At 60.0% G+C, this 19,383-nt stretch carries 16 protein-coding genes and 1 pseudogene; 8 read left to right on the top strand and 9 right to left on the bottom strand.

What is annotated here, in order from left to right:
* Positions 1–109: transposase (locus tag GX444_12390; GenBank protein NLH49380.1), on the top strand; the 109-nt coding region annotated here is incomplete at its 5' end.
* 38 nt (positions 110–147) lie between these two features.
* On the opposite strand, the gene GX444_12385 is transcribed toward GX444_12390, so the two are convergent.
* The gene (locus GX444_12385) at positions 148–489 is read right to left on the bottom strand and encodes a PAS domain-containing protein (protein NLH49379.1); all 342 of its coding nucleotides are present in this window, start codon (positions 487–489) and stop codon (positions 148–150) included.
* Here GX444_12385 and GX444_12380 point away from each other — a divergent pair.
* Genes GX444_12380 through GX444_12370 form a run of 3 tightly spaced genes read left to right on the top strand, consistent with a single transcriptional unit; the run spans position 488 to position 5,128 of the window.
* Positions 488–3,043, top strand: a complete 2,556-nt coding sequence (locus tag GX444_12380; GenBank protein NLH49378.1) for an RNA-binding transcriptional accessory protein — start codon at positions 488–490, stop codon at positions 3,041–3,043. The genes GX444_12385 and GX444_12380 overlap by 2 nt on opposite strands.
* Positions 3,044–3,065: 22 nt before the next feature.
* Positions 3,066–4,463: an ATPase gene (locus tag GX444_12375; GenBank protein ID NLH49377.1), complete on the top strand. Its 1,398-nt coding sequence runs from the start codon at positions 3,066–3,068 to the stop codon at positions 4,461–4,463.
* Positions 4,460–5,128, top strand: a complete 669-nt coding sequence (locus GX444_12370) for a TrkA family potassium uptake protein (protein NLH49376.1) — start codon at positions 4,460–4,462, stop codon at positions 5,126–5,128. The genes GX444_12375 and GX444_12370 overlap by 4 nt, the downstream gene beginning before the upstream one ends.
* Positions 5,129–5,132: 4 nt before the next feature.
* On the opposite strand, the gene GX444_12365 is transcribed toward GX444_12370, so the two are convergent.
* The 4 genes and pseudogenes from GX444_12365 to GX444_12350 form a co-directional block, all read right to left on the bottom strand.
* On the bottom strand, positions 5,133–5,417 hold the full coding sequence (locus GX444_12365; GenBank protein NLH49375.1) for an RNA-binding protein: 285 nt from the start codon (positions 5,415–5,417) through the stop codon (positions 5,133–5,135).
* A 388-nt stretch (positions 5,418–5,805) separates the two neighbouring features.
* The gene (locus GX444_12360; GenBank protein ID NLH49374.1) at positions 5,806–6,525 is read right to left on the bottom strand and encodes a hypothetical protein; all 720 of its coding nucleotides are present in this window, start codon (positions 6,523–6,525) and stop codon (positions 5,806–5,808) included.
* A gap of 18 nt (positions 6,526–6,543) precedes the next feature.
* Positions 6,544–6,759: pseudogene (locus tag GX444_12355) on the bottom strand (cytochrome B5).
* A 108-nt stretch (positions 6,760–6,867) separates the two neighbouring features.
* Positions 6,868–8,082 carry a hypothetical protein gene (locus GX444_12350; GenBank protein NLH49373.1) on the bottom strand — a complete coding sequence of 405 codons (1,215 nt, stop codon included), beginning with the start codon at positions 8,080–8,082 and terminating at the stop codon, positions 6,868–6,870.
* A 3,194-nt stretch (positions 8,083–11,276) separates the two neighbouring features.
* On the opposite strand from GX444_12350, the gene GX444_12345 reads away from it, so the two are divergent.
* Both GX444_12345 and GX444_12340 read left to right on the top strand, forming a co-directional pair.
* The gene (locus GX444_12345) at positions 11,277–11,516 is read left to right on the top strand and encodes a hypothetical protein (protein ID NLH49372.1); all 240 of its coding nucleotides are present in this window, start codon (positions 11,277–11,279) and stop codon (positions 11,514–11,516) included.
* A 341-nt stretch (positions 11,517–11,857) separates the two neighbouring features.
* A complete protein-coding gene (locus GX444_12340; protein NLH49371.1) occupies positions 11,858–13,915 on the top strand; it encodes a hypothetical protein in 2,058 nt (685 codons plus the stop codon).
* 68 nt (positions 13,916–13,983) lie between these two features.
* On the opposite strand, the gene GX444_12335 is transcribed toward GX444_12340, so the two are convergent.
* Complete coding sequence (locus GX444_12335; protein NLH49370.1) at positions 13,984–14,763, bottom strand: hypothetical protein; 780 nt, start codon at positions 14,761–14,763, stop codon at positions 13,984–13,986.
* A 158-nt stretch (positions 14,764–14,921) separates the two neighbouring features.
* On the opposite strand from GX444_12335, the gene GX444_12330 reads away from it, so the two are divergent.
* Complete coding sequence (locus GX444_12330; GenBank protein NLH49369.1) at positions 14,922–15,581, top strand: hypothetical protein; 660 nt, start codon at positions 14,922–14,924, stop codon at positions 15,579–15,581.
* A 48-nt stretch (positions 15,582–15,629) separates the two neighbouring features.
* Here GX444_12330 and GX444_12325 read toward each other — a convergent pair whose 3' ends face one another.
* The 3 genes from GX444_12325 to GX444_12315 form a co-directional block, all read right to left on the bottom strand.
* A complete protein-coding gene (locus GX444_12325; GenBank protein ID NLH49368.1) occupies positions 15,630–16,685 on the bottom strand; it encodes a type 2 isopentenyl-diphosphate Delta-isomerase in 1,056 nt (351 codons plus the stop codon).
* Between the two features lie 73 nt (positions 16,686–16,758).
* The gene (locus GX444_12320; GenBank protein NLH49367.1) at positions 16,759–17,493 is read right to left on the bottom strand and encodes a DUF4412 domain-containing protein; all 735 of its coding nucleotides are present in this window, start codon (positions 17,491–17,493) and stop codon (positions 16,759–16,761) included.
* A gap of 56 nt (positions 17,494–17,549) precedes the next feature.
* Positions 17,550–17,888 (bottom strand): hypothetical protein, encoded by a 339-nt coding sequence (locus tag GX444_12315; protein ID NLH49366.1) that lies wholly within the window; start codon positions 17,886–17,888, stop codon positions 17,550–17,552.
* Positions 17,889–18,099: 211 nt separating this feature from the next.
* Between GX444_12315 and GX444_12310 the strand changes: the two genes are divergently transcribed.
* Positions 18,100–19,380, top strand: coding sequence for a hypothetical protein (locus tag GX444_12310; GenBank protein NLH49365.1), 1,281 nt, complete (start codon positions 18,100–18,102; stop codon positions 19,378–19,380).
* Positions 19,381–19,383 lie beyond the last annotated feature (3 nt).

Genomic DNA, 19,383 nt, shown 5'->3' with positions numbered 1-19,383 from the left:
CATCGACCAATATGTCCGCTGGTACAATGAAAAACGAATCCACTCGGCGCTCGGTTACCGGACGCCGAACGAGGTCGAAGCGGCTTACCTCACCCTAAAAGCCGCCTAAATCTGTCTTGCTTTCGGGGGGACACTACGGGCTTCACGTCAACCCCGTTTATGTGTCGGCAGTTCGTCGGGCAGCTCGAACGAGATTTCCACAAATCCGCGGTATTCGCCGTCAACGCGCCAGGGCGTTTGGTGAATGATCTTCCGGCGACCGGCTTTTTCGATGTAATAGGTGTTGGCCTGCTGGGTCCGCAGCATCTCGACCAGCTTGGCCCGCGCCGGTTCCGGGTGGTAATCGAGCAGGCTCTGGCCGATCAATTTCTTACCGCCCCATTTGCGGAAGGTTTCGCCGGCTTTTTCGTTCATATCCACGATGACGCCGTCGCGATCGCACACCGTGACCGCCACGGGCATTTTCTCGTACCAAAGTTGATCGGCCATGATTTTTCCCTCGTCGCGCGCCGATTCTCCGCCGGGCGGCGGCGCACCTATTCGCTTGACATTGGTGAATAATTTGACACCATCGGGGCCTTATGTAAAAGGGAGCCGATACGTGATCGCCAACTATGCAACTGAAATCGCCCGGGTAGCCGGCCTTCCCGAAGCGGGTGTCTCGCAAACGATCGCCCTGTTGGACGCGGAAGCGACGATTCCCTTTATCGCTCGTTATCGCAAAGAGGCCACCGGCGGGTTGGACGAGGTGCGGATCGCCGAAATCCGCGATCGCCTCGACTATCTCAAGCGGCTCGACGAACGCAAGGAAACCATCCTCCGCACGATCGAACAGCAAGGCAAACTGACCGCCGAACTGCGCGAAAAAATCGAACAAACCCGCGACGCCGCCGAGCTCGAGGATTTGTACCTGCCGTACAAGCCCAAACGGAAGACGCGGGCTTCGGAAGCGATCGCCCGCGGGCTCGAACCCCTGGCGGACCTGATCTGGAAGCAGGAGACGCTGGACGGCGATCCCGACGCCCTCGCCGCTCCCTTCGTCGACGCTGAAAAAGGCGTGCCCGACGTCGCCGCCGCCTGGCAGGGCGCGCGCGACATCGTCGCCGAACGCATCTCGGAACTGCCCGCGTTGCGCGCGGCGTTGCGCGAACTTTATCTGAACCAGGGAACCGTCACCGCCAAGGCCAAGCCCGGCAAGGAAAAAGACGGCGCCAAATTCCGCGATTACTTCCATTTTTCCGAGGCGGCCAAGTCCATCCCCAGCCACCGCATGCTGGCCATTCGGCGCGGCGAGGCCGAGGACGTGCTCCTGTTTCGGATCACCGCCGACCGCGACCAGGCGATGGACATCGTTCATCGGCACGTCATTAAAAACGCCACCGCCACGTTGGTCGCGCATTTGCTCGCCGCGGCGGAAGATTCCTACGACCGGCTACTGGTCTCGGCGATCGAGGGACACGCGCGGCAGGAACTGCGCCAGCGCTCCGACCGCATGGCCATTTCGGTGTTCGCGAAAAACCTCCGCCGCCTGCTGATGGCCCCGCCCCTCGGCGCGAAATGGGTGCTGGGCATCGACCCCGGCCTGCGCACCGGCAGCAAGATGGTGGCGCTCGACGGCAAGGGCGACCTGCTGGCCAGCACGGTCATCGACATCCTGCACAACAAGGAAAAGATCGAGCAGGCGATCAAAAGCCTCGAATTCTACTGCCGCCGCTACCAGATCGAGGCCATCGCCGTGGGCAACGGCACGGGCAGCCGCGAAGTGGAATCGTTCCTGCGCGGCCTGGACCGCGAACAACTCAACGACGCGACGGTGGTGCAGGTCAACGAGGCCGGCGCCAGCGTGTATTCGGCGAGCGAAATCGCCCGGCAGGAATTCCCGGACCTGGACCTCACCATTCGCGGCGCGATCAGCATCGCCCGGCGCCTGCAGGATCCGCTGGCGGAATTGGTGAAAATCGACCCGAAGTCGATCGGCGTCGGCCAATACCAGCACGACGTCGACCAGGACGCTTTGCAGAAGAGCCTGGACGACGTGGTGCAGAGCTGCGTCAACGCGGTGGGCGTGGACCTCAACACCGCCAGCCCGAAACTCCTGGCCTCGGTCTCGGGCCTGAACGCCGCACGCGCCGCGGCGATCGTCAAATACCGTTCGGCGCACGGCGTCTTCCGCAACCGCCAGGAACTGCTAGCCGTGAACGGCATCGGCCCCAAGACGTTCGAGCAGGCCGCCGGATTCTTGCGCATCCGCAACGGCGAGCAACCGCTCGACGCCTCGGCGGTCCACCCCGAACGGTATCCGCTGGTGCAGCGCATGGCGACCGATCTGGGCGTTGACGTGACGGCGCTGATGAACGACGCCGAGCAACGCGCCAAGATAAAAATCGACCAATACATCAGCGAGGACGTCGGCCTGCCGACCTTGCAGGACATTCTCGCGGAATTGGCCAAGCCCGGACGCGACCCGCGGGAAAAATTCGACCCGGTGCGCTTCGATCCCAACGTCACGACCCTCCACGACCTGCGCGAGTGGATGCTGCTGGAAGGCGTCGTCACCAACGTCACGGACTTCGGAGCCTTCGTCGACATCGGCGTCCACCAGGACGGCCTGGTGCATCTTTCCGAACTGGCCTGGAACTACGTCGAAAACCCGACCAATTTCATCCTGGTCGGCGAGCACCTCACGGTGAAGGTCATCGGTGTCGACCTGGATCGGAAGCGCATTTCGCTGTCGTTGAAACAGACGACGGAAACGCCGCCGCGCCCGCCCCAGCAACCGCGCCCCCCGCAACCGGCCGGCGAACGGCCGCCGCGCCGCGAAGGACCGCCGCGCCCGCCGCAATCGCGGCCGCCACGCCAGCAAGCCCCGACCGGCGGCAGACCGCCGGCGGCCGCTGCGAGCCACGGCGGCAAGGATCGGCCCGGGCGGCAAAACCAGCCGCGACACGAAAGCCCGTTCGCCAAGTTCTTCATGGAAGACGGGAAAATCAAGATGAAGGAAGAACCGGAACCGAAAGGCAAGCCGCCCGCGAAAAAGAAATAACCGGCGGAATGAGGCGTTGCCGATGCGCACTTTCGCGAATCGATTCGCTTCGAGAGTTCTGACCAGGTTGCTGACTAATCCGCTTCACTGGTCGCCCGAATCCATTGTCATCATCGGGTTCGCAGCAGCCATCGGCCTGGGCGGCATCATGCTGTGGTTGCCGGTTTCCCACACCCCGGGCAGCGTCTCTCTGCTCAATGCCCTGTTCACCTCCACCTCCGCCGTCTGCGTCACCGGCTTGACAGTGGTCGATACGGCCAAGGATTTCAACCACGTCGGGCAAATGATCATCGTCATCCTGATTCAGCTGGGCGGATTGGGCTGGATGGTTTTTGCCGCCCTGATTTTCGGCATGCTCGGCCGCAATCTGTCATTAAAATCGCAAGTCGCTTTGGCCGACAGCCTGATGCAACGTACTGCCGCCAACGATATCGCCCAGATAGTGGGCCGAATTATTCTCATCACGGGAACGATTGAATTGACCGGGATTCTCTTGCTCTTTTTATTTTTATTACCCGATCATCCGGTGAAGCAAGCATTATTCAGTGCCGTTTTTCACGGGATTTCCGCTTTTTGCAACGCCGGCTTTTCCATTTATTCCGAAAACCTTCTATCGTTCCGCGCCAATTGGCCGGTGCTGACAATCATCCTGTTGCTGATCGTACTAGGCGGGTTAGGCCATACCGTCCTGATTGAGATCTGGCAAGTTTTTTCCCTACGAAGCAAGCGGGAATCAAATTCCATTTTCCGTTTTTCGCTGCATGCCCGCACGGTTTTCTGGGCGAGCGCGTTGTTAATCGTCGGCGGAACCTTGGGGATTCTGCTCTTCGGAATGCCCGGTGAGGAAAAATCCCTGCCGGAGAAAATCGGCGGGGCTATTTTTCAATCCGTGACCGCCCGAACCGCCGGTTTCAATTCGATCCGTATCGGTGCCCTGCCCCCGGCTTCCTTGCTCTTCGTCACGATATTGATGTTTATCGGCGGCTCCCCCGGTTCCTGCGCCGGCGGCGTGAAAACCACCTCGATGGCGATTTGGCTTTCCCGACTCGTCGCCCGCCTACGCGGTTCCGATGAAGTGACCTTGTTCGGTAAAACCATCTCGCATCAAATCGTGCGCCGCACGACCTTGCTTTTCGCGCTGGCCGTCGGCTGGAATCTGTTCGGCATCCTGCTTTTACTTTCCACCGAGAATCTGCAACCCGGATTCGGCCTGCAAGATGTCATGTTCGAGCAGGTTTCCGCCTTCGCGACCGTGGGGCTTTCCACCGGGTTGACGCCCCACCTTTCGATGATCGGCCGGGTCTGGTTGATCTGCTCCATGTTCATGGGGCGCGTCGGCCCGCTGACCATCGCCGCCTGGATCGTCGAAAAAAAGCGTGTCAGAATCCAACACCCCGAAGGAAGGATCATGGTGGGATGAGTAAAAAATCACGGATTTGCGTCATCGGGCTGGGCCAATTCGGTTTCGAATTGGCTTGCGCTTTAGCCGTTTCCTCCGAGGTCCTGGCGATTGATCGCAAAAAGGAACTGGTCGAAGCGATCCAAGATCGCGTGCAACATGCATTGATTCTGGATGTCAGCGACTTCGACGACCTTCGCGAGGCTGTTTCAACTGACTTCGACCAAGCCGTCATCAGTATCACCGGGAACTTGCAGGCCAGTATTCTCTGCGCCCTGCACCTGCGCAAAATCGGGCTGAAAAAAATCCTCGCCAAAGCCGCGAACGACGATCACGCCTCCATTTTACAAGCGATCGGCGTGGATAAAATCATCTTCCCCGAGCGAGAAAGCGCACGCCGCCTGGCGGCATCCATTCAGGATCCGAATTTTTTGGATTTCATCCCTTTGACCGAGGATTACCAAGTACAGGAAATCACCGCACCTGCCTGGTTCACCGGAAAAAATCTCATCGAATTGCATTTGCGCAAACGTTTCGGCGTGTTGATCATCGCGGTTAAACAGAAAAACCCGGCGCGGTTCGTCTTTCTGCCGCCGCCCGAATTGGTGCTTCAGCCCGGCGACATTTTATTAATGGTGGGACGAACCCGCGATTTTGTTCAAATGATCGAACAAAAATCGACTTGATTGATCAGCGATCGCGGCGGTTGAACGACCGTTCGCCGCGCCCTTCCTTTTCCTGGGCGATATCGACCCGGATCCGGCGCCCGTCGAGTTCGGTGCCGTTCATTGCCAAGGCTTCCTTGGCTTCCTCGTCGGTGGCATAGGAAACGAAACCGAAACCGCGACTGCGACCGGTGTCGCGATCCGTCACCACTTTCGCTTCGACGACTTCACCGTACGGCGAAAACGCTTCCTGCAGACCTTCGCTGGTGGTAGCCCAAGCCAAACCGCCCACAAACAGTTTGTTCCTCATCGATCAGTCATTCTCCCTTGCTTGCGGACCGAAAGCACTGCAGGCGAGGCAAAGCACGGTTAACGATTCTCAACCAAACCGCAACGGGATCGTGGGAAAAGGACGGAATCCGGTTTGTACTCGCTGAGACGCTGCCGAAACGCACCTTGTAGCCCTACAGACACTTTTCAGTCCAACGTTGACATCCTGCCGCGACGAGAGTCGAATTCGGCAAACGACGATCGACGAACCGGACTCGACAGCGCCTCGGCCACCCTTAACGACGTTTTATTGGACCAAATATCGCAAAGATTTTCAATAAGAATTTCGAGCCTTTCTCCGAAAAGGCCCATTCGTGCGGCAAATTGGTTATAAATACCGGCGCGCGTCGGCTTTCCAACCCGAAAGGCTATTCGTTCGGAAACGTCAACTGTCCGCCGAAAAAGCCGACCGTCCCGACCAACAGCACCGCGATGCCGTAGATGCCGATGTATACGTACGACATGGCGTTGAGCGGGCTGAGAATCAGCGACGGGTTGGCCACGTGCAGCAGGGAAAGGATGGCCGCAAGCACGCAAACGACAATGCCGCCGATCAGTTTGAAAGTCAGCTTGAACGTTTTGCCCATGCCGTAGACCGCGTACCAGACCTGCATGCCGGTCAACACCGAAAACGGCGCGGTGAACGCGCTGAGCACGATCAGGTAATAGGAGGTTTTTTCCAGGTAGAACGGCTCGGTCCGGCCGAAGAAAAGGTGCAGTAGCACGAACAGAAAACCGGCGAGGATGAGCCCGATCGGGAAATGCACCGCGAACGGATGCGAATGCCGCTTGAAAAACGGGAATCGGCGATAGATGAACGACAGCGGCCAGGGCGCCGCCGGCTCGTCCTCTTCGCGGGCCGGCTTTTCGGCCAAGGCACCGACGATCGGAAAATTTTCGAACACCTTTTCGTCATGCGGCGCGGCGGCCAGGCTGGCGGTCAAATCGCGGCCGGCCTCGTGTTTCATCATGTGCTTGCCGTTTTTCCATTTTTTCGAATCGGAAACGTCGTAGATTTTGCCCTGGTAGGCGAGGTAGGTCGGTCGCCCGTCCTGTCCGTTGTGTGTCGCCAGTTCCGCCGCGGTCATTTCGGTCACCAGGTGGGCGACGATCGGAAACGCGGCGAAGACATCGTCGCCGTGCGGCGCGACGCCGAGCGAAGCGGTCAGATCCTGGCCGGCCTCGTGTTTGAGCATGTGCCGGCCTTCCTTCCACTTTCTCGAATTGGAAATGTCGTAGACCTTTCCCTGGTAGGCGATATAAGCCGGCTGGCCGTTTTTACCGTTGTAGCGGGCCAATTCCTGGCGGGTCATTCCTTTCATCCCGTTGCCTCCGAAGGGTTCATTCATTACTGGTCGTCTCGGAAAATAAGAAGCGCCGCCCGGACTGTCAATCGCCTACCGCGGCATATCCGCGGCGAACGCGAAGATTTACGGCCGATATTGAAAATCGATCTGTCCGGCCAGCGATTCGAACGGCTGAAGCCGCTCGGCGGGAATCAGGGCGCCGTCTCGCTTGAAAGCCCGCCATTCGCGCCGGGTGGCCGGCAAGGCCCGCAAGGCCCGGCCGAGCAGAACCGGATAAGGCGGCAGGTTCCACACGTAATCCATGAAGGTTCGGCGCAAGGCCGGACAAACCGTGATCGCCGTGAAAAAGCGGTCGATGAATTTCGGATTAAAAATGTGCCGCGCCACCCAGGCGCCGCTCATCAAATGCCAGCCGAAAGCCCGGCGCCAGGCGCCTTCGTAGCGCCCGGGACGCCCGGCCAGAATAGCATCGGCCAAAAGATCGGCCGACCAAACGGCGTAACCGATGCCCTCGCCGGTCAGCGTATCGACGAAACCCGCCGCGTCGCCGATCAACGCCCAGCAAGCGCCGACTCGCGGCTCGCGATAGGCGCCGAAATCGTGCAGATACGGCAACAACGCGCCTTGCGCGGGTCCGAGCGGCCGGCGACCGGGATAGAAATCCGCCATGAAGCCTTCCAGGGCTCCTTTGATGTCGTAGCCGCGTTGCATCGCCCCGACGCCGACCGCCAGGCAATCGGCGCGCGGGAACGACCAGCAATACCCGGGAAACGAAGCAACGCGCACCACCGTCGGGTCGCCCGGACCGCCTTCGTAAAATCGGCAGATGGCGCCCAGGGTCCGCTCTTTCGCCAGTTCGCCGAGAAAGGTCCGGCGCACCAACGACCGCACCCCATCCGCCCCGGCCACGAAATCAGCCAGGTATTCCCGGCCGCCGGCGGTCAACCGGATTCGCCCGGCCGACGATTCGAGGCGCTCGACCGCCGCCGGCACATGGACCGCGCCCGCCCGCGTCGCCGCGTCGAGCATGACCTCGCCCAACGCCCGGCGCGAAACCATCAGCAGGGGATGGCCCTGGTCGACCACGAAAAACTGGCGATGCGGTGAAATCTGCAAGGATTGGAAGACTTCGTGCGGCTTCAGGGAAGCAGCGCGCAGAATCGGAAAGCGTGACCAGGCCTGATGGGTAATGCCGCCGCCGCACGGTTTTTCCCAGGGCGCGCGCGGATCGAACAGCCAGACCCGGAGGCCGGTTTCCGCGAGCCGCCTGGCGAGATGGGCTCCCGCGGGGCCGGCGCCGATGACGGCGATCTCCCGCTGCTGACGTTCATTGCGCATGGTGGGTAGCATTAACCGAATTTAATGGACGGCACAAGATTCGAAAAAAAAAGCGGGCCCTTGCGGACCCGCCTGTTCATGCCCTGAAGAACGGTTTATTTCGTTTCCTCGACGATATCGCCGAATGCTCCCAGGTAATCCATGATCGAACCGATCAGCCCCATGCTGGTGACAACCGGCAGATAGGTATCGCCTTCCACCTCGAATTCCGGCATCTGGAAGTCGTCGATGGCGTCTTCCAAAACCGGGATGAACAGATCGACCAGGAGCGGCGCGATGCCCTCGAACAGATTCTCCGGCAACGCCAGCGGATTATCGATCGTGTCGATGTAGGTGGTCGGCGTTCCCAGATCCAACGTCAGGACATTGTCCGGATAAACGAACTGGAAGGTGCCCGGGATGACCGAACTGACCGACAAGCACAGCACCGTTTCCGGTCCGGATCCGCCGTCGGCGTAGAGATAAACGAACATATCGCCGATCTCCACCTTGGCGCCGACGTCGGTGGTTTTCCCCGGTGCGTAGAGATGCGCGACCGGCACCAGTTGCGGCCGGATTTTGACATCCAACCAGACCGGATCGGAGCCGCTCTGATAAGTGTCGCAGATGTCCGGCATCAACGCGTAGAACACCGAGTCGCAGGCATCGATGGCATCGTTGAGATCCTGGTGCAGAACGCCGCTGCGGTACGCCTGGTAAATGATCTGGTTCAACACATCGTCGTTGATGGCCAAGGCGATCCCGAACGGCTGGCCGCTGGGCTCGGTGGTGATCGCCGGGACGTTGCCGGTGGTCCGGTAGGAACCGTTGAACTGCCGGACGATCGGATTGACCACGCTGGTCAGCACCTGGCTTTCCAGCCAGGCGGTCATTCCGTAAGTGGTTTGATCGAGCGAGTCCACCTGACCGACGAAGCTGTAATCGATATCCTCGCCCGTGGTCGGATTGTTGATGGTGTAGTTAAAGGACAGCGAGAAATCATCCATGAAGTCCTGGATCAACGGTTCGACCGCGTCGTCCAACGCATTTTCGACCGCCTCCTCGACCAACGACTGAATCGACGATTCGAACAGGTCGATCAGCGCGTCCGGGAAGTTGTCGATGTGGAAGTTGAACGAGCCGACATCCATGTCGAACGGTACCAGATCGACGATGATCTGGTGCGTATTGGGATTCACCGACAAATCGGCGTTGCTGGTCAGGGTCATGTCGGTGACCGACACGTCGCCCGAGATGGTGAAATAGACCTTGTCGTCGCCCTTGGAAAAGACGCCGCACCGCACGTCGAAGTAGACCTTCAACCAGTCTTCCGTCGCCTGGACGGTGAGGCCGCCGTCGGTCGGGGTGAAGGTAATGGCCGGGGCATTGTATTCGACTGAGGTGATATCAGCCTTGGCGCTAGCCACGGTGACGCCCCAGACCTCGGCCCGCTCGTCGAAGACCGGGTTGATCGCCATCAGCATTTCTTCCAGGTTGAGCGTATTCAAGTAGGACTGCACGATGGCGCCGACCTGGTTGAACCCATCGCCCGACAGGTGAATGCCGAACGCGTTGGCGATCCAGGCGTCGTTGGTCCATTCCAGCGGCGCGTAATAGACGCTGGTCGCGGCGCGCGCCGTGTTCCCCTCGCCGTCATCCACCTCGACGTAAATGATGTTGATGCCGGGTTGCAACCAGAACGCCTCGGGCCCGAAATCGCCCGTGGAACCGTTGTAATAAATTTCCGTGCCGTTCAATTTGACCGTGGTGCCCGGCTGCATCAGATCGACGTTGTAGATGTAGCCCGCCACATTCACGAAGAGATCGGATGTGGTGTAGAGGGCCCGTTGCGGCGAGGTGATGACGATGCCCGGAGTGGTCTCATCATCCAACACCTCGATGATCACGCTGTCCATCAAGGTCGTCGGATAATTGGAGGAATGGGCCGTAATCGTGTAAATCCCGTCGGTCGAGAAGGTGATCTGGTCGCCGAGAATCGTCGCCACCGGGAACACCTCGTAATAGTAATCTTCGTCCGGCAAATTGTTGCCGTAGGCGTCGGTGATCTGCACCCAGCAAGTGACCGAATCGCCGACCGTGACCGTGGGCGGATCGCAGAACAACTCCAGCGCGGAGGGCGCGCCGGGATTGACCGTGACCGTAGCCGTCGCGTACACGCCGGTGCCCAGGACGTTGCCCGTGATGGTGACCGTGCCCGCCTGGTTGAAGGTGAAGACGTTGCCGTTGACGACCGTGCCGTAGGGCGGATCGACCGAGTAACCGACCGGCATCCAGGTGATGACGTTGCCTGCGGAGTCGAGCACCGTGGGGGTGACGATCGCCGAACCGCCGACCTCCACCTCGTCCGGATCGACGTCCAAGGTCAGCGAATAGGCTTCCGAGGAACTGACGAAAAGCCAGGTGCTGGCCGCGATCGTGCCGAACGAACTGTAATCGGTGCTGACGGTGATTTGATACAACCCGGGTGAATAGCAACTGATCGTATCGTCGGTAATCACCACCCCGCCGCCGGGATTGGCGGTGATGGTCGTCGGCACGGTTTGCGGTTCGCCGTATTCATCGTAGAATTGATAAATCACATCTACATTGTCGCCCACTTCCACTTGATAGTCGCTGAGCGCCAGATCGAAATGCGGATCCTCCAGCATGATCTCGAAATAGGAAGTGACCTCGGCCGAATCGCCCTTGGAAGCTTCGATGTGAAACACCATTTCGTGCCCGCCTTCGGAGAGGCTTTCCAAGGTGCCGAGAATCTGGCCGTTCTGCGCGTACAACGAACCGGTGATGTCGACGGAATCGAGCGAAACGGTGATCGCGCAATTGTGACAATTGCCGTAATCCGCATCGACGTCGATCGTCGTGGTCATGAACAAGTCGCCGGTTTGGGGCGTGTTGACCGTGATCCAGGGTTTTTCGATGAAGAAATGAACGGTCGCCTGACCGGTTCCCTGGTCGTTGGTCGCGACGATTTTCAAGGTGTGGTTGCCGCCGGAACGGGCGACGAGGGAGCCCGTCACCTTGGAGGCCGTGACGGTCAGAACGTCATTGATGGAAACGCCGTCCAACAGCACCGTCACATCGGCCGCGTCATCGACCTCGAACACATCAGCGTCGATGTCGATGATGTAGGTCGTGAAATGTTGATCTTCGGTCGGGCTGTTGAAGACGATATACGGCCAACCCGGCGTCACGTCATTGTCGTCGTCGTCGTCATCGTCGTCATCGTCACCGGGCGTACTGTCATCGTCATCGTCGTCATCGTCGCCGGGCGAACTGTCGTCGTTGTCGTCGTTATCGTCGTTGTCGTCGTTGTCGTCGTTGTCGTCATTGTCGTCATTGTCATCGTCATCGTCCGGCGGCGAGGAATCGTTATCGTCGTCGTTGTCGTCATCGTCCGGAGGGTTGATGTCATCGTCGTCACCGATGACGGATGAAGTATCGTCATCGTCGTCAATCACGGCTTTGTCGCCGCCGTTGCTGCAACCCGGTAGCGCCGCGGCAAGCAGCGCCAGAATGAACAGGAAAACGACAAATAACCAGGTGGGGCCAGAACGTTTCATCTCCGGACTCCTTGGCCAAACGGCCGACTATCACACTCCCCAGCGTGGACGCGAATTCTCCCACGGAAAAATCATGCAAAAAACAGACCTTTTTTACATGGATCGTCAAGGATATTCAACGCTTTCATTGTATCTTTATGCAATCGAGATGAAATATCATTTGAATCGAAAAACCTGCTTTCCCGCTTGGTGGGATATCTCGTAAAGTAGGCGCCATGTCAAAAACAAAATGGCTGCTGTTCCTTGCCGTCGTGAGCCTGGCGATTCTGACCCGATTCGCCGATTTGGGGAAGCCCAGTCTCTGGGACGATGAAATGCACACGGTGGTGTTTTCAGCTCGGCCGCTGGATCAAGCCTTGATCCAGGCCGCCCAGAAAGACAGCAATCCCTTTGGCTTTTACTTTTTGATGCATTATTGGCAGCGCCTTGGAAGCGGCGAAATCGCCTTCCGTTTGCCGGCGGCATTTTTCGGCGTTGCCGCGGTCGTCGCGCTGATCTGGCTGGCGTTCGCGGCCGGTGGATGGCGCGTCGCCTTGTTGGCCGGATTTCTGGCCGCCATTCATCCGCTTTCGAATTACTGCTCGCAGGAAGTTCGCGCCCACACAGCCGCGCTGACGGCGATCACGCTCGCTTCCGGCTTTTTGATCCGACTGCTCAAACGGCCGATCTGGCCCTATTTTGCGGGTTATCTGTTGGCGACGGCGGCATCCTTGCATCTTCACTACTACAATTTTTTCACAATCGCCGCACATTTTTTCATTCTGGTGGTGATTTCCGGGCGCCTCTGCCGACAAATGCGATCCATCCAACCGGCCTTGTCGCGGCTCGATTACCTGGCCGCCGGTCAGCAAAACGCCGTCAGCATGGCGTATGGAACGGGTCTGGCGGCGGGGATTCGCCAAACCTTTCGGGATGCCTGGCGTGGCGTGATGCTGTCGTTTCTGGGTCTTTTCGCCGCCCTGGCCTTGTTTGCGCCTTATGCCCGGATTTTCGCCTTTCAGTTGTTGCGTGGGCAACCATGGCGGTCGCCGGTCGATATTTTCACGGCGACGGCGAAGATCTGGCTCTACTTCGCTTTCGCCGCTTCGCCGGACCGCCTGCCGACCTTCGGGCTCATTTCCGGCGATTATCCGAATCCGATTCGGCTGGCGGTGGTCCTGGGAATTTGCTCCTTGCCACTTCTCGTTTCGCTGCTTTTTGGGGTCCGGGTATCAGAAAACCGTGGGGAGCGCGGATTTTTCATCGCTCTGGCGACCCTTCCATTCGCCCTGTTGTGTATCCTGCTGACGGCCAAACCGGTGTTCGATGTCCGTCACGTTCTGCTATTGATGCCGCCGCTTTTTATCCTGGCCGCGATCGGGCTGGATCGTCTTTTCCGGCGGTCCGCCCTGTTCGGCGCTGTGCTGACATTGCTGGTCGTGGCGCCGATGGCGTTCGCGCTGCATCAGGAGCGGCACGATCCCGACTATGTGCGACAGGATTGGCGCGCGGCGGCCACGGCGGTGTGCGAAGCCGGCCGGCCGGGCGATCTGGCCCTCGCCTATCACGAGGAAAAAGCCTACGCCTTCGCTTATTACAGCCGCACTTGCGGACTGCCGTTGCGGATGCTCTTCGACGACCGCGTGTTTACGCTGGATCCGGCGGGGCGGCGGCGAGTGATCGGCGACAAGTTGGCGCAATGGGCGGCGGGCGCGACGCGGATCTGGCTCATCGATTATCACGGCGCGGTTTACGATCCGCTGGATGAAACGCGGCGCGAGCTTAACTCGCTGGGCTTCCGTTTGATTCGGCGAACCGGCTACGACCGGGGCGTCAAACGTTTCGCGATCGACCTGTTCACGCGGGATGAAAACGAGGCCCGCGCCGCCTTTTCCGGCTCGTTGGACCTGACCGGCGCCTATCATCCCGGCCAACTGATCGACGGCTGGTACCCGCCCGGCGAAAAAGGCGCCTGGACCGCGGCGCAAGCCCGTGTTTTATTACGGCGCGATCGGCAATCCGGCGCCGCGGTGCGCTTTTACCTGCATCGGCCGTTCTATCCCGGCGCGGTCCGCGCGCGGCTGCTGGCCGGCGGCCTGCCCGTCGCGGAAAAGATTTTCGACGACACCGGCTTTTTCGAATTGCGCGGCCCCCTCCCCGCCGCGATTCCCGCCGATTCCCTGGTGGAAATCGCCGTCGAAACCGACCCGACCTTCATCCCCGCCGACGTTCTGCCGACAAAGGATCGAACGCCGAAGGGTCTGCTGGTTCAGCGGGTTGAACTAACGGATTAGAATTCCTATCCCAGGAACAAAAAAGGCCCCCCAGGTGGGAGGCCTTTTGAGCGGTTTCAATTCGGGCGTTAGAAGCGCAGACCGCCGGAGAGGTAGAGACTGATCGGGAACCACAGGCAGGTCATCGTCGCGTCGCCTTTGCCGGAATATTCCAGCGGGGCCAGCGAGTAAATGAGGTCGCCGCGCAGGTTGATGCCGGCGAAGATATCGCCCCAGCCCTTGGACTGGTACACATCGAAATCAACACCGAGCAAACCGAACGGCGCCACCGTCCAGCCGGCGAAGGTTTCGTCCTTCCAGTCGCCTTTGTCGAAGTAGTAGCTGGTGTACAGAATGCCCAAACCGGCGCCGGCTTTCGGGCGGATCTTGGCGTAGGAGCCGAAAATCTTGCCGATGCCCGCATCGAGCCGAAACGCATTGACACCCCAGTCGACCTTGTCGCCGTCGAGATCCGGCTGGTCATCGGATTTCAAGGTGACCTGGCCGCTTTGGTGGATCATGCCCAAGCCGAACTGGAGGTACCAGGTTTTGGCCGGGTACAGCGAAAAATGCGCGCCCAGATAAGGGAAGCTGACCGTGCCGCTGCCGGAAAAGTCGATCGATTGATCCTTGTCATCGGCCGTGTACTTGATGGTGCCGAGGCCCAGATATCCGAATGCCGGCAAACCCAAATCGACGCCCGAATCGAACATCCGGGTTTTCGTGCCCATGATGGACTGCGAGCTGTTGTCCTTGTCCTTCTTGTCGCCGTCGCCCTTCTTCTTCTTTTTCGCCGCCAACGCCGAACCCGGCAGTACCAGGCCGATCGTCAACAGGACAATCAAAAAAATGATCGCCGTGCGTTTCATCAAATCCTCCTTGAAAAGGGTCAAAAGCCCGTCATGACGAGTCTATAGGACCGCTATCATCCGCCATGCCCGTTGTCAAGAACAAGATACGACCGGATACGCAACCGCCGGCCGATATCCATTGTCAGTGCGGCGAGAAATCCCTATGATCTCTGCCTATGCAACGCGCGATTTTCATCCTTCTCGCCTTATCCTGGGCGCTGCTGGCGGCCGGCGGCTGCGCCGAGCATCTGACCGTCGCACCGCATCCCTTTGTCCTTTCCGAGGTGCCGGACGATTTTCCCAAACTGCCGCTGCGCGTGGCCGTCGTCCGCACCGACGCGATGAAAAAATTTCCCAATCCGCTCGATCCGGATTTGAAACTCGGCGAGAAAATGGCGACCGCGACCTTCAACGGAATAGTCGAAGCGGCGCGCCTGGTCGCCACCGAAGTGATCGCCTTCGACGGCCAGCCGGTGGGGCAATTCGATTTGGTTTGCCTGCCGACCAATCCGTATATGGACGTCCGCACGAACCGCTCGGGGCGGCCGACGGTCTACCTGACCATGGAAGTCCTCTTGCGCACCGCCGACAACCGCGAGCGCGGCCTGTTGCTGGAAGCCGACGGCCACCCGGGCCGGCGCCGGGCGGTGCCGATCCGCCTGGAGCCGCCGGACGGTGGGCCCAGCCGCGAAGCCGGCGTCATGGGCGCGATCATTTACGGCTCGCATTTCGAGGAAGCCGTCAACAACGCCCTCTTCTATCTGGCGCTTGATTTCGCGGAAAAACTGCGCAAACGGGGCGAGCAAATACTCCGCGAGAAACCGGCCGGCGAATAAGTCGCCGGTCTTCCGTTATTTATCCCGCGCGACGACCGTCGAAGTGAATTACCGCTGCTGCGGCGCCAAGGTAATGTACTGGTGCAGAATGTTCGGATCGCTCTTGAGCGCCGCCAAATCCGGCTTGCCGAGGCAGAAGAGCAGGATCTCGAGTTCCTCGATCAGCCGCAACAGCACGCGTTCGACTTTTTCCGGGCCGACCAGCGCGGCTTTGAGCAACGGCGCGGCCACGGCGGCGAGGTCGGCGCCCAACGCCAGGCTCTTGGCGATGTCCTTGCCCGAGCGGATGCCGCCGGTGGCGATCAGCGGGATCTCGGCGCTGACCTCGCGGACGTGGACGATGGATTGCGCGGTCGGGATGCCGAAGTTCTGGAAGCTCTCGGCGATCAGCCGCCGGTTTTCGTCCTTGGCCATCAGCCCCTCGACGATCATCCAACTCGTGCCGCCGGCGCCGCCGACGTCGATGCACGCCACGCCGGCGTCCAGCAGCAATTTAGCGGTGCGGGGACTGATGCCGTTGCAGACCTCGCGCACGAAGACCGGCACCGACAGCCCGCGCGCGACCCGGGCGATTTTATCGGCCAGACCCGCGAAATTGACGTTGCCGTTTTCCTTCAACGCTTCCTGCAATGGGTTGAGATGCAGGCACAGGGCGTCGGCGCCGATCATCTCGACCACCCGCTTCAGGTGGTCGAGGTCGTAACCGTAATTCAGTTGCACCGCGCCGATGTTGGCGAACAAAAGTACGTCCGGCGCGACGTCGCGAACGTGAAAAGTCGGCGCCAGCGAAGGATCCTCGATCGCCACCTTCTGGCTGCCGACGCTGATCGGCAGGCCCAGCGACTGCGCCGCCTGCGCCAGGTGGCGGTTGATCTTGGCGGCGGTGTCGTGGCCGCCGGTCATCGGCGCGATCATCAGCGGCGCGCGCAGGCGCCGGCCGAGAAACACCGTGGAAACGTCCACCCGGTCGCGGTCCAGTTCGGGCAGCGCCTCGTGAACGAAGTAGTAGCGATCGAAGCCGCTGGTCTGCCAGGGGCTGACGTCCTCGTTGATGCAGATATCGAGTTGCAGTTCCTTTTCGTTGCGCGGACGGCGAGAGTACATGGCGACTCCTTTGTTCCTCGTTGGCGGGCAACGCCCCCTGTCTCCCGCGATTCGAGATCGTTCGGCGACGGCCTTACATGCCTTCCGGCACGGGCACGTTCAACTTGGTCAAACCCTCGGGCAATTCGAAAATCTTGTCCTCGATCGTGCGGCGTTCGATTTTTTTCAACGTCTGCACGGTTTTGAGCGTGAAACCGCCGCGGGTGAACGAGGTTTCGGTCTGCACCGGATAGCCGGGGATGTTGGTTAATTTCTCGAACGCCTTCAGGGTCGATTCATCCAGTTCCATGCCCATCGTCAACGACATGATGTGCCGCAATAGTTGCTTGTCCATGCCGACATCCTGGCTCACCCACCAGACGGTTTTCATCCGCTCGCCATTCGGCGCGGTTTCGTCGGCGACCACGACTTCCCGGCAGTTCCACGAACCGATTTTCTTCTGCCGTCCCGTCCACTGGTAGGTTGGGTCGTTGCCGAGCATCGCCAGCGACAGTTTCGCCGCCTTGCGATAAACCGAAAGCGGCGATTCGGCGTACATCTTGCGCTGCAGATTGATGTTGTAGACCTTGTCCTGGTCGGGCCGGATCAAGCTGATCTCGACGCCGTCGCCGGTATCGGTGCGCATTTTCACGCCTTTGATCCAGGACCGGGTGACGGTCGTGGTCTGTTTTTCTCCCGGGTATTGGGTGGTGACGATCTCTTCCTCTCGATAGAGCGACAGATTGGCGAAAGAATCGGCGGCCAGGGACCAGACGGCGGCCAGCACCCAGCCCATGACCAGCAGCGGAACGATATATTTCATGCGCACGACGGCACCTCCTTGCGAATATCGGCTTGATTTATAACGGTTGCCGGCCGGAGGCGTCAAACGCGGACCGAAAGCAACATGCCGGGTTCGTTGACGCCGTTGGCCAGGTCGGCGACTTGATCGTAAAAGAGCGCGTTGGCCGGGATTTTATCCTTCCACGCCGGTGTCGCGTTGGTTTTAACCTGGCGCACGTTGAGCGCCTGGGAGTCGGCCGGCGACGGATTTTCCCGGTTGGCCGCGCGCAACGTCTCGCGATCGGCGCGCTCCAGCGAATCGCGCTGCCGCTCGTCGGCGGTCCAATCGGGCCGGACCGCCGGGCGGCGTTCCGACCGGGTCGAGATGATCGCGGTGCCGGTACCGGTCACCGGCGGATACAACTGGGCCGCGCGTACCATTTTCTCCCATCCCAGGAATCGGCGGGTACAAAACTGTATCATTGTAGATGGAATTCGTAACCAAGAAAAGCGGCCGGGTAGAGGCGCCCTTCCGGCCCGGCGTAAAAAAAACGCCGGGAGGCTTGGAAATCGGGCGCCGATTTGTGGTAAAAAGAAGAGAATATGTTGACTCGATGACGCTCCACGAGCAAAGCGCGGTTCGGAGGCGTGTATGCCGGAACAGGACACCAAAGAAACTCAAAAAGCAAAAATCGTTCTCGTCGCGATCCCGGAGGAAAAAAACCGGTACGAGGTCGTGAAGGCCCTGGCCACTTCCCTCGGGATTTCGTTCGAGGAGGCCGGACAACTGCTCGAGGCGATGCCGGTGGAACTGGTCCCCTCGATCCCGATCGAGGCCGGCGAGCAGTTCGCGGAAAAAATCCGCGTCGCCGGCGGCGAAGTGGAAGTCCTGCCGTTGGGCAAGGCCGCGACGCGGTTTTGCGACACGCACCCGCACCGCCGCGCCCGCGCCCGCTGCAAGGAACCGGGCTGCAACAAGTACATTTGCGAGCTCTGCGTCAAGAACGCGAAGGGCAAGTTGCTGTGCCCGGAATGCTACACGCGCTACAAACGACGCCGCGTCCTGATCACGCTCGGCACGGTCGCCGGCCTGTTTTTCACGATCTATTTCTACATGACCTACGCGCAGGATTTGAAACGCTGGTTCCGCTACCTGTACGTCGACACGACCCGCGTCGCGCTGGTGTTCACCAGCCGGACGCTCAACGAGGATGCGGGGGCTTACTACCTGAAGATGTCGCAATCGACGGAACCGGGCACCTACCACTACGGCGACGCCCATACCTACACGGACATCGACGGCTGGTTCCAGCGTGAATTCGTCCGCCAGACCGGAGGCGAAATCAATATTCTCGAGGTGGACCTTTACGGCCTCTACGAGCTGCCCGGCGAGGTGCCCCAGCGGGCGCGCGGCGACACCCTGACCTATCAAGGCCTCCTGGCCAACCGCGCCTTCCACCGCTATTTCAAGCAATTGCTGAAGGTCAACGCGCTGGATCTCTCGGCGTACGACTACCTGATCTTCGTCGAATTGACTCCCAACACCGGCGTCGAGAAGGACTACATGGAGCAGCTCGGCTCCTTCCACGACAATGTCGCCTTCGTGAAGATACCAATCGCCGGCGTGCAGAGCAACGACTACTACGTCATGACGCTGGCCTATTACATCGCCCGGCTGATGGGCGCCTCGTCGCACCTGGACGACCACGGCTATCCGCTCTTCCCGCAAGGCTACGCCAATCCGGAGAAAAAGCCGTTGTACCCGCAAGAGAACGCCGAGCTGACGGGGTGCTACATTCCGTTCAAGCCGTTTGAAATCAGGCGCATCACGACCTTGGATCAGGTTTATCTCGGCGCGCAGACGGCTTACGAAATCGGGTGGATCTCCAAAGGACAACGCGACGGCCAGTACCAGAACGTCAGCAACCAGTAAATG

It is taken from the genome of Myxococcales bacterium (assembly GCA_012517325.1).
Lineage (GTDB): Bacteria > Lernaellota > Lernaellaia > Lernaellales > Lernaellaceae > JAAYVF01.
This window is presented reverse-complemented; position numbering and strand designations above follow the sequence as displayed.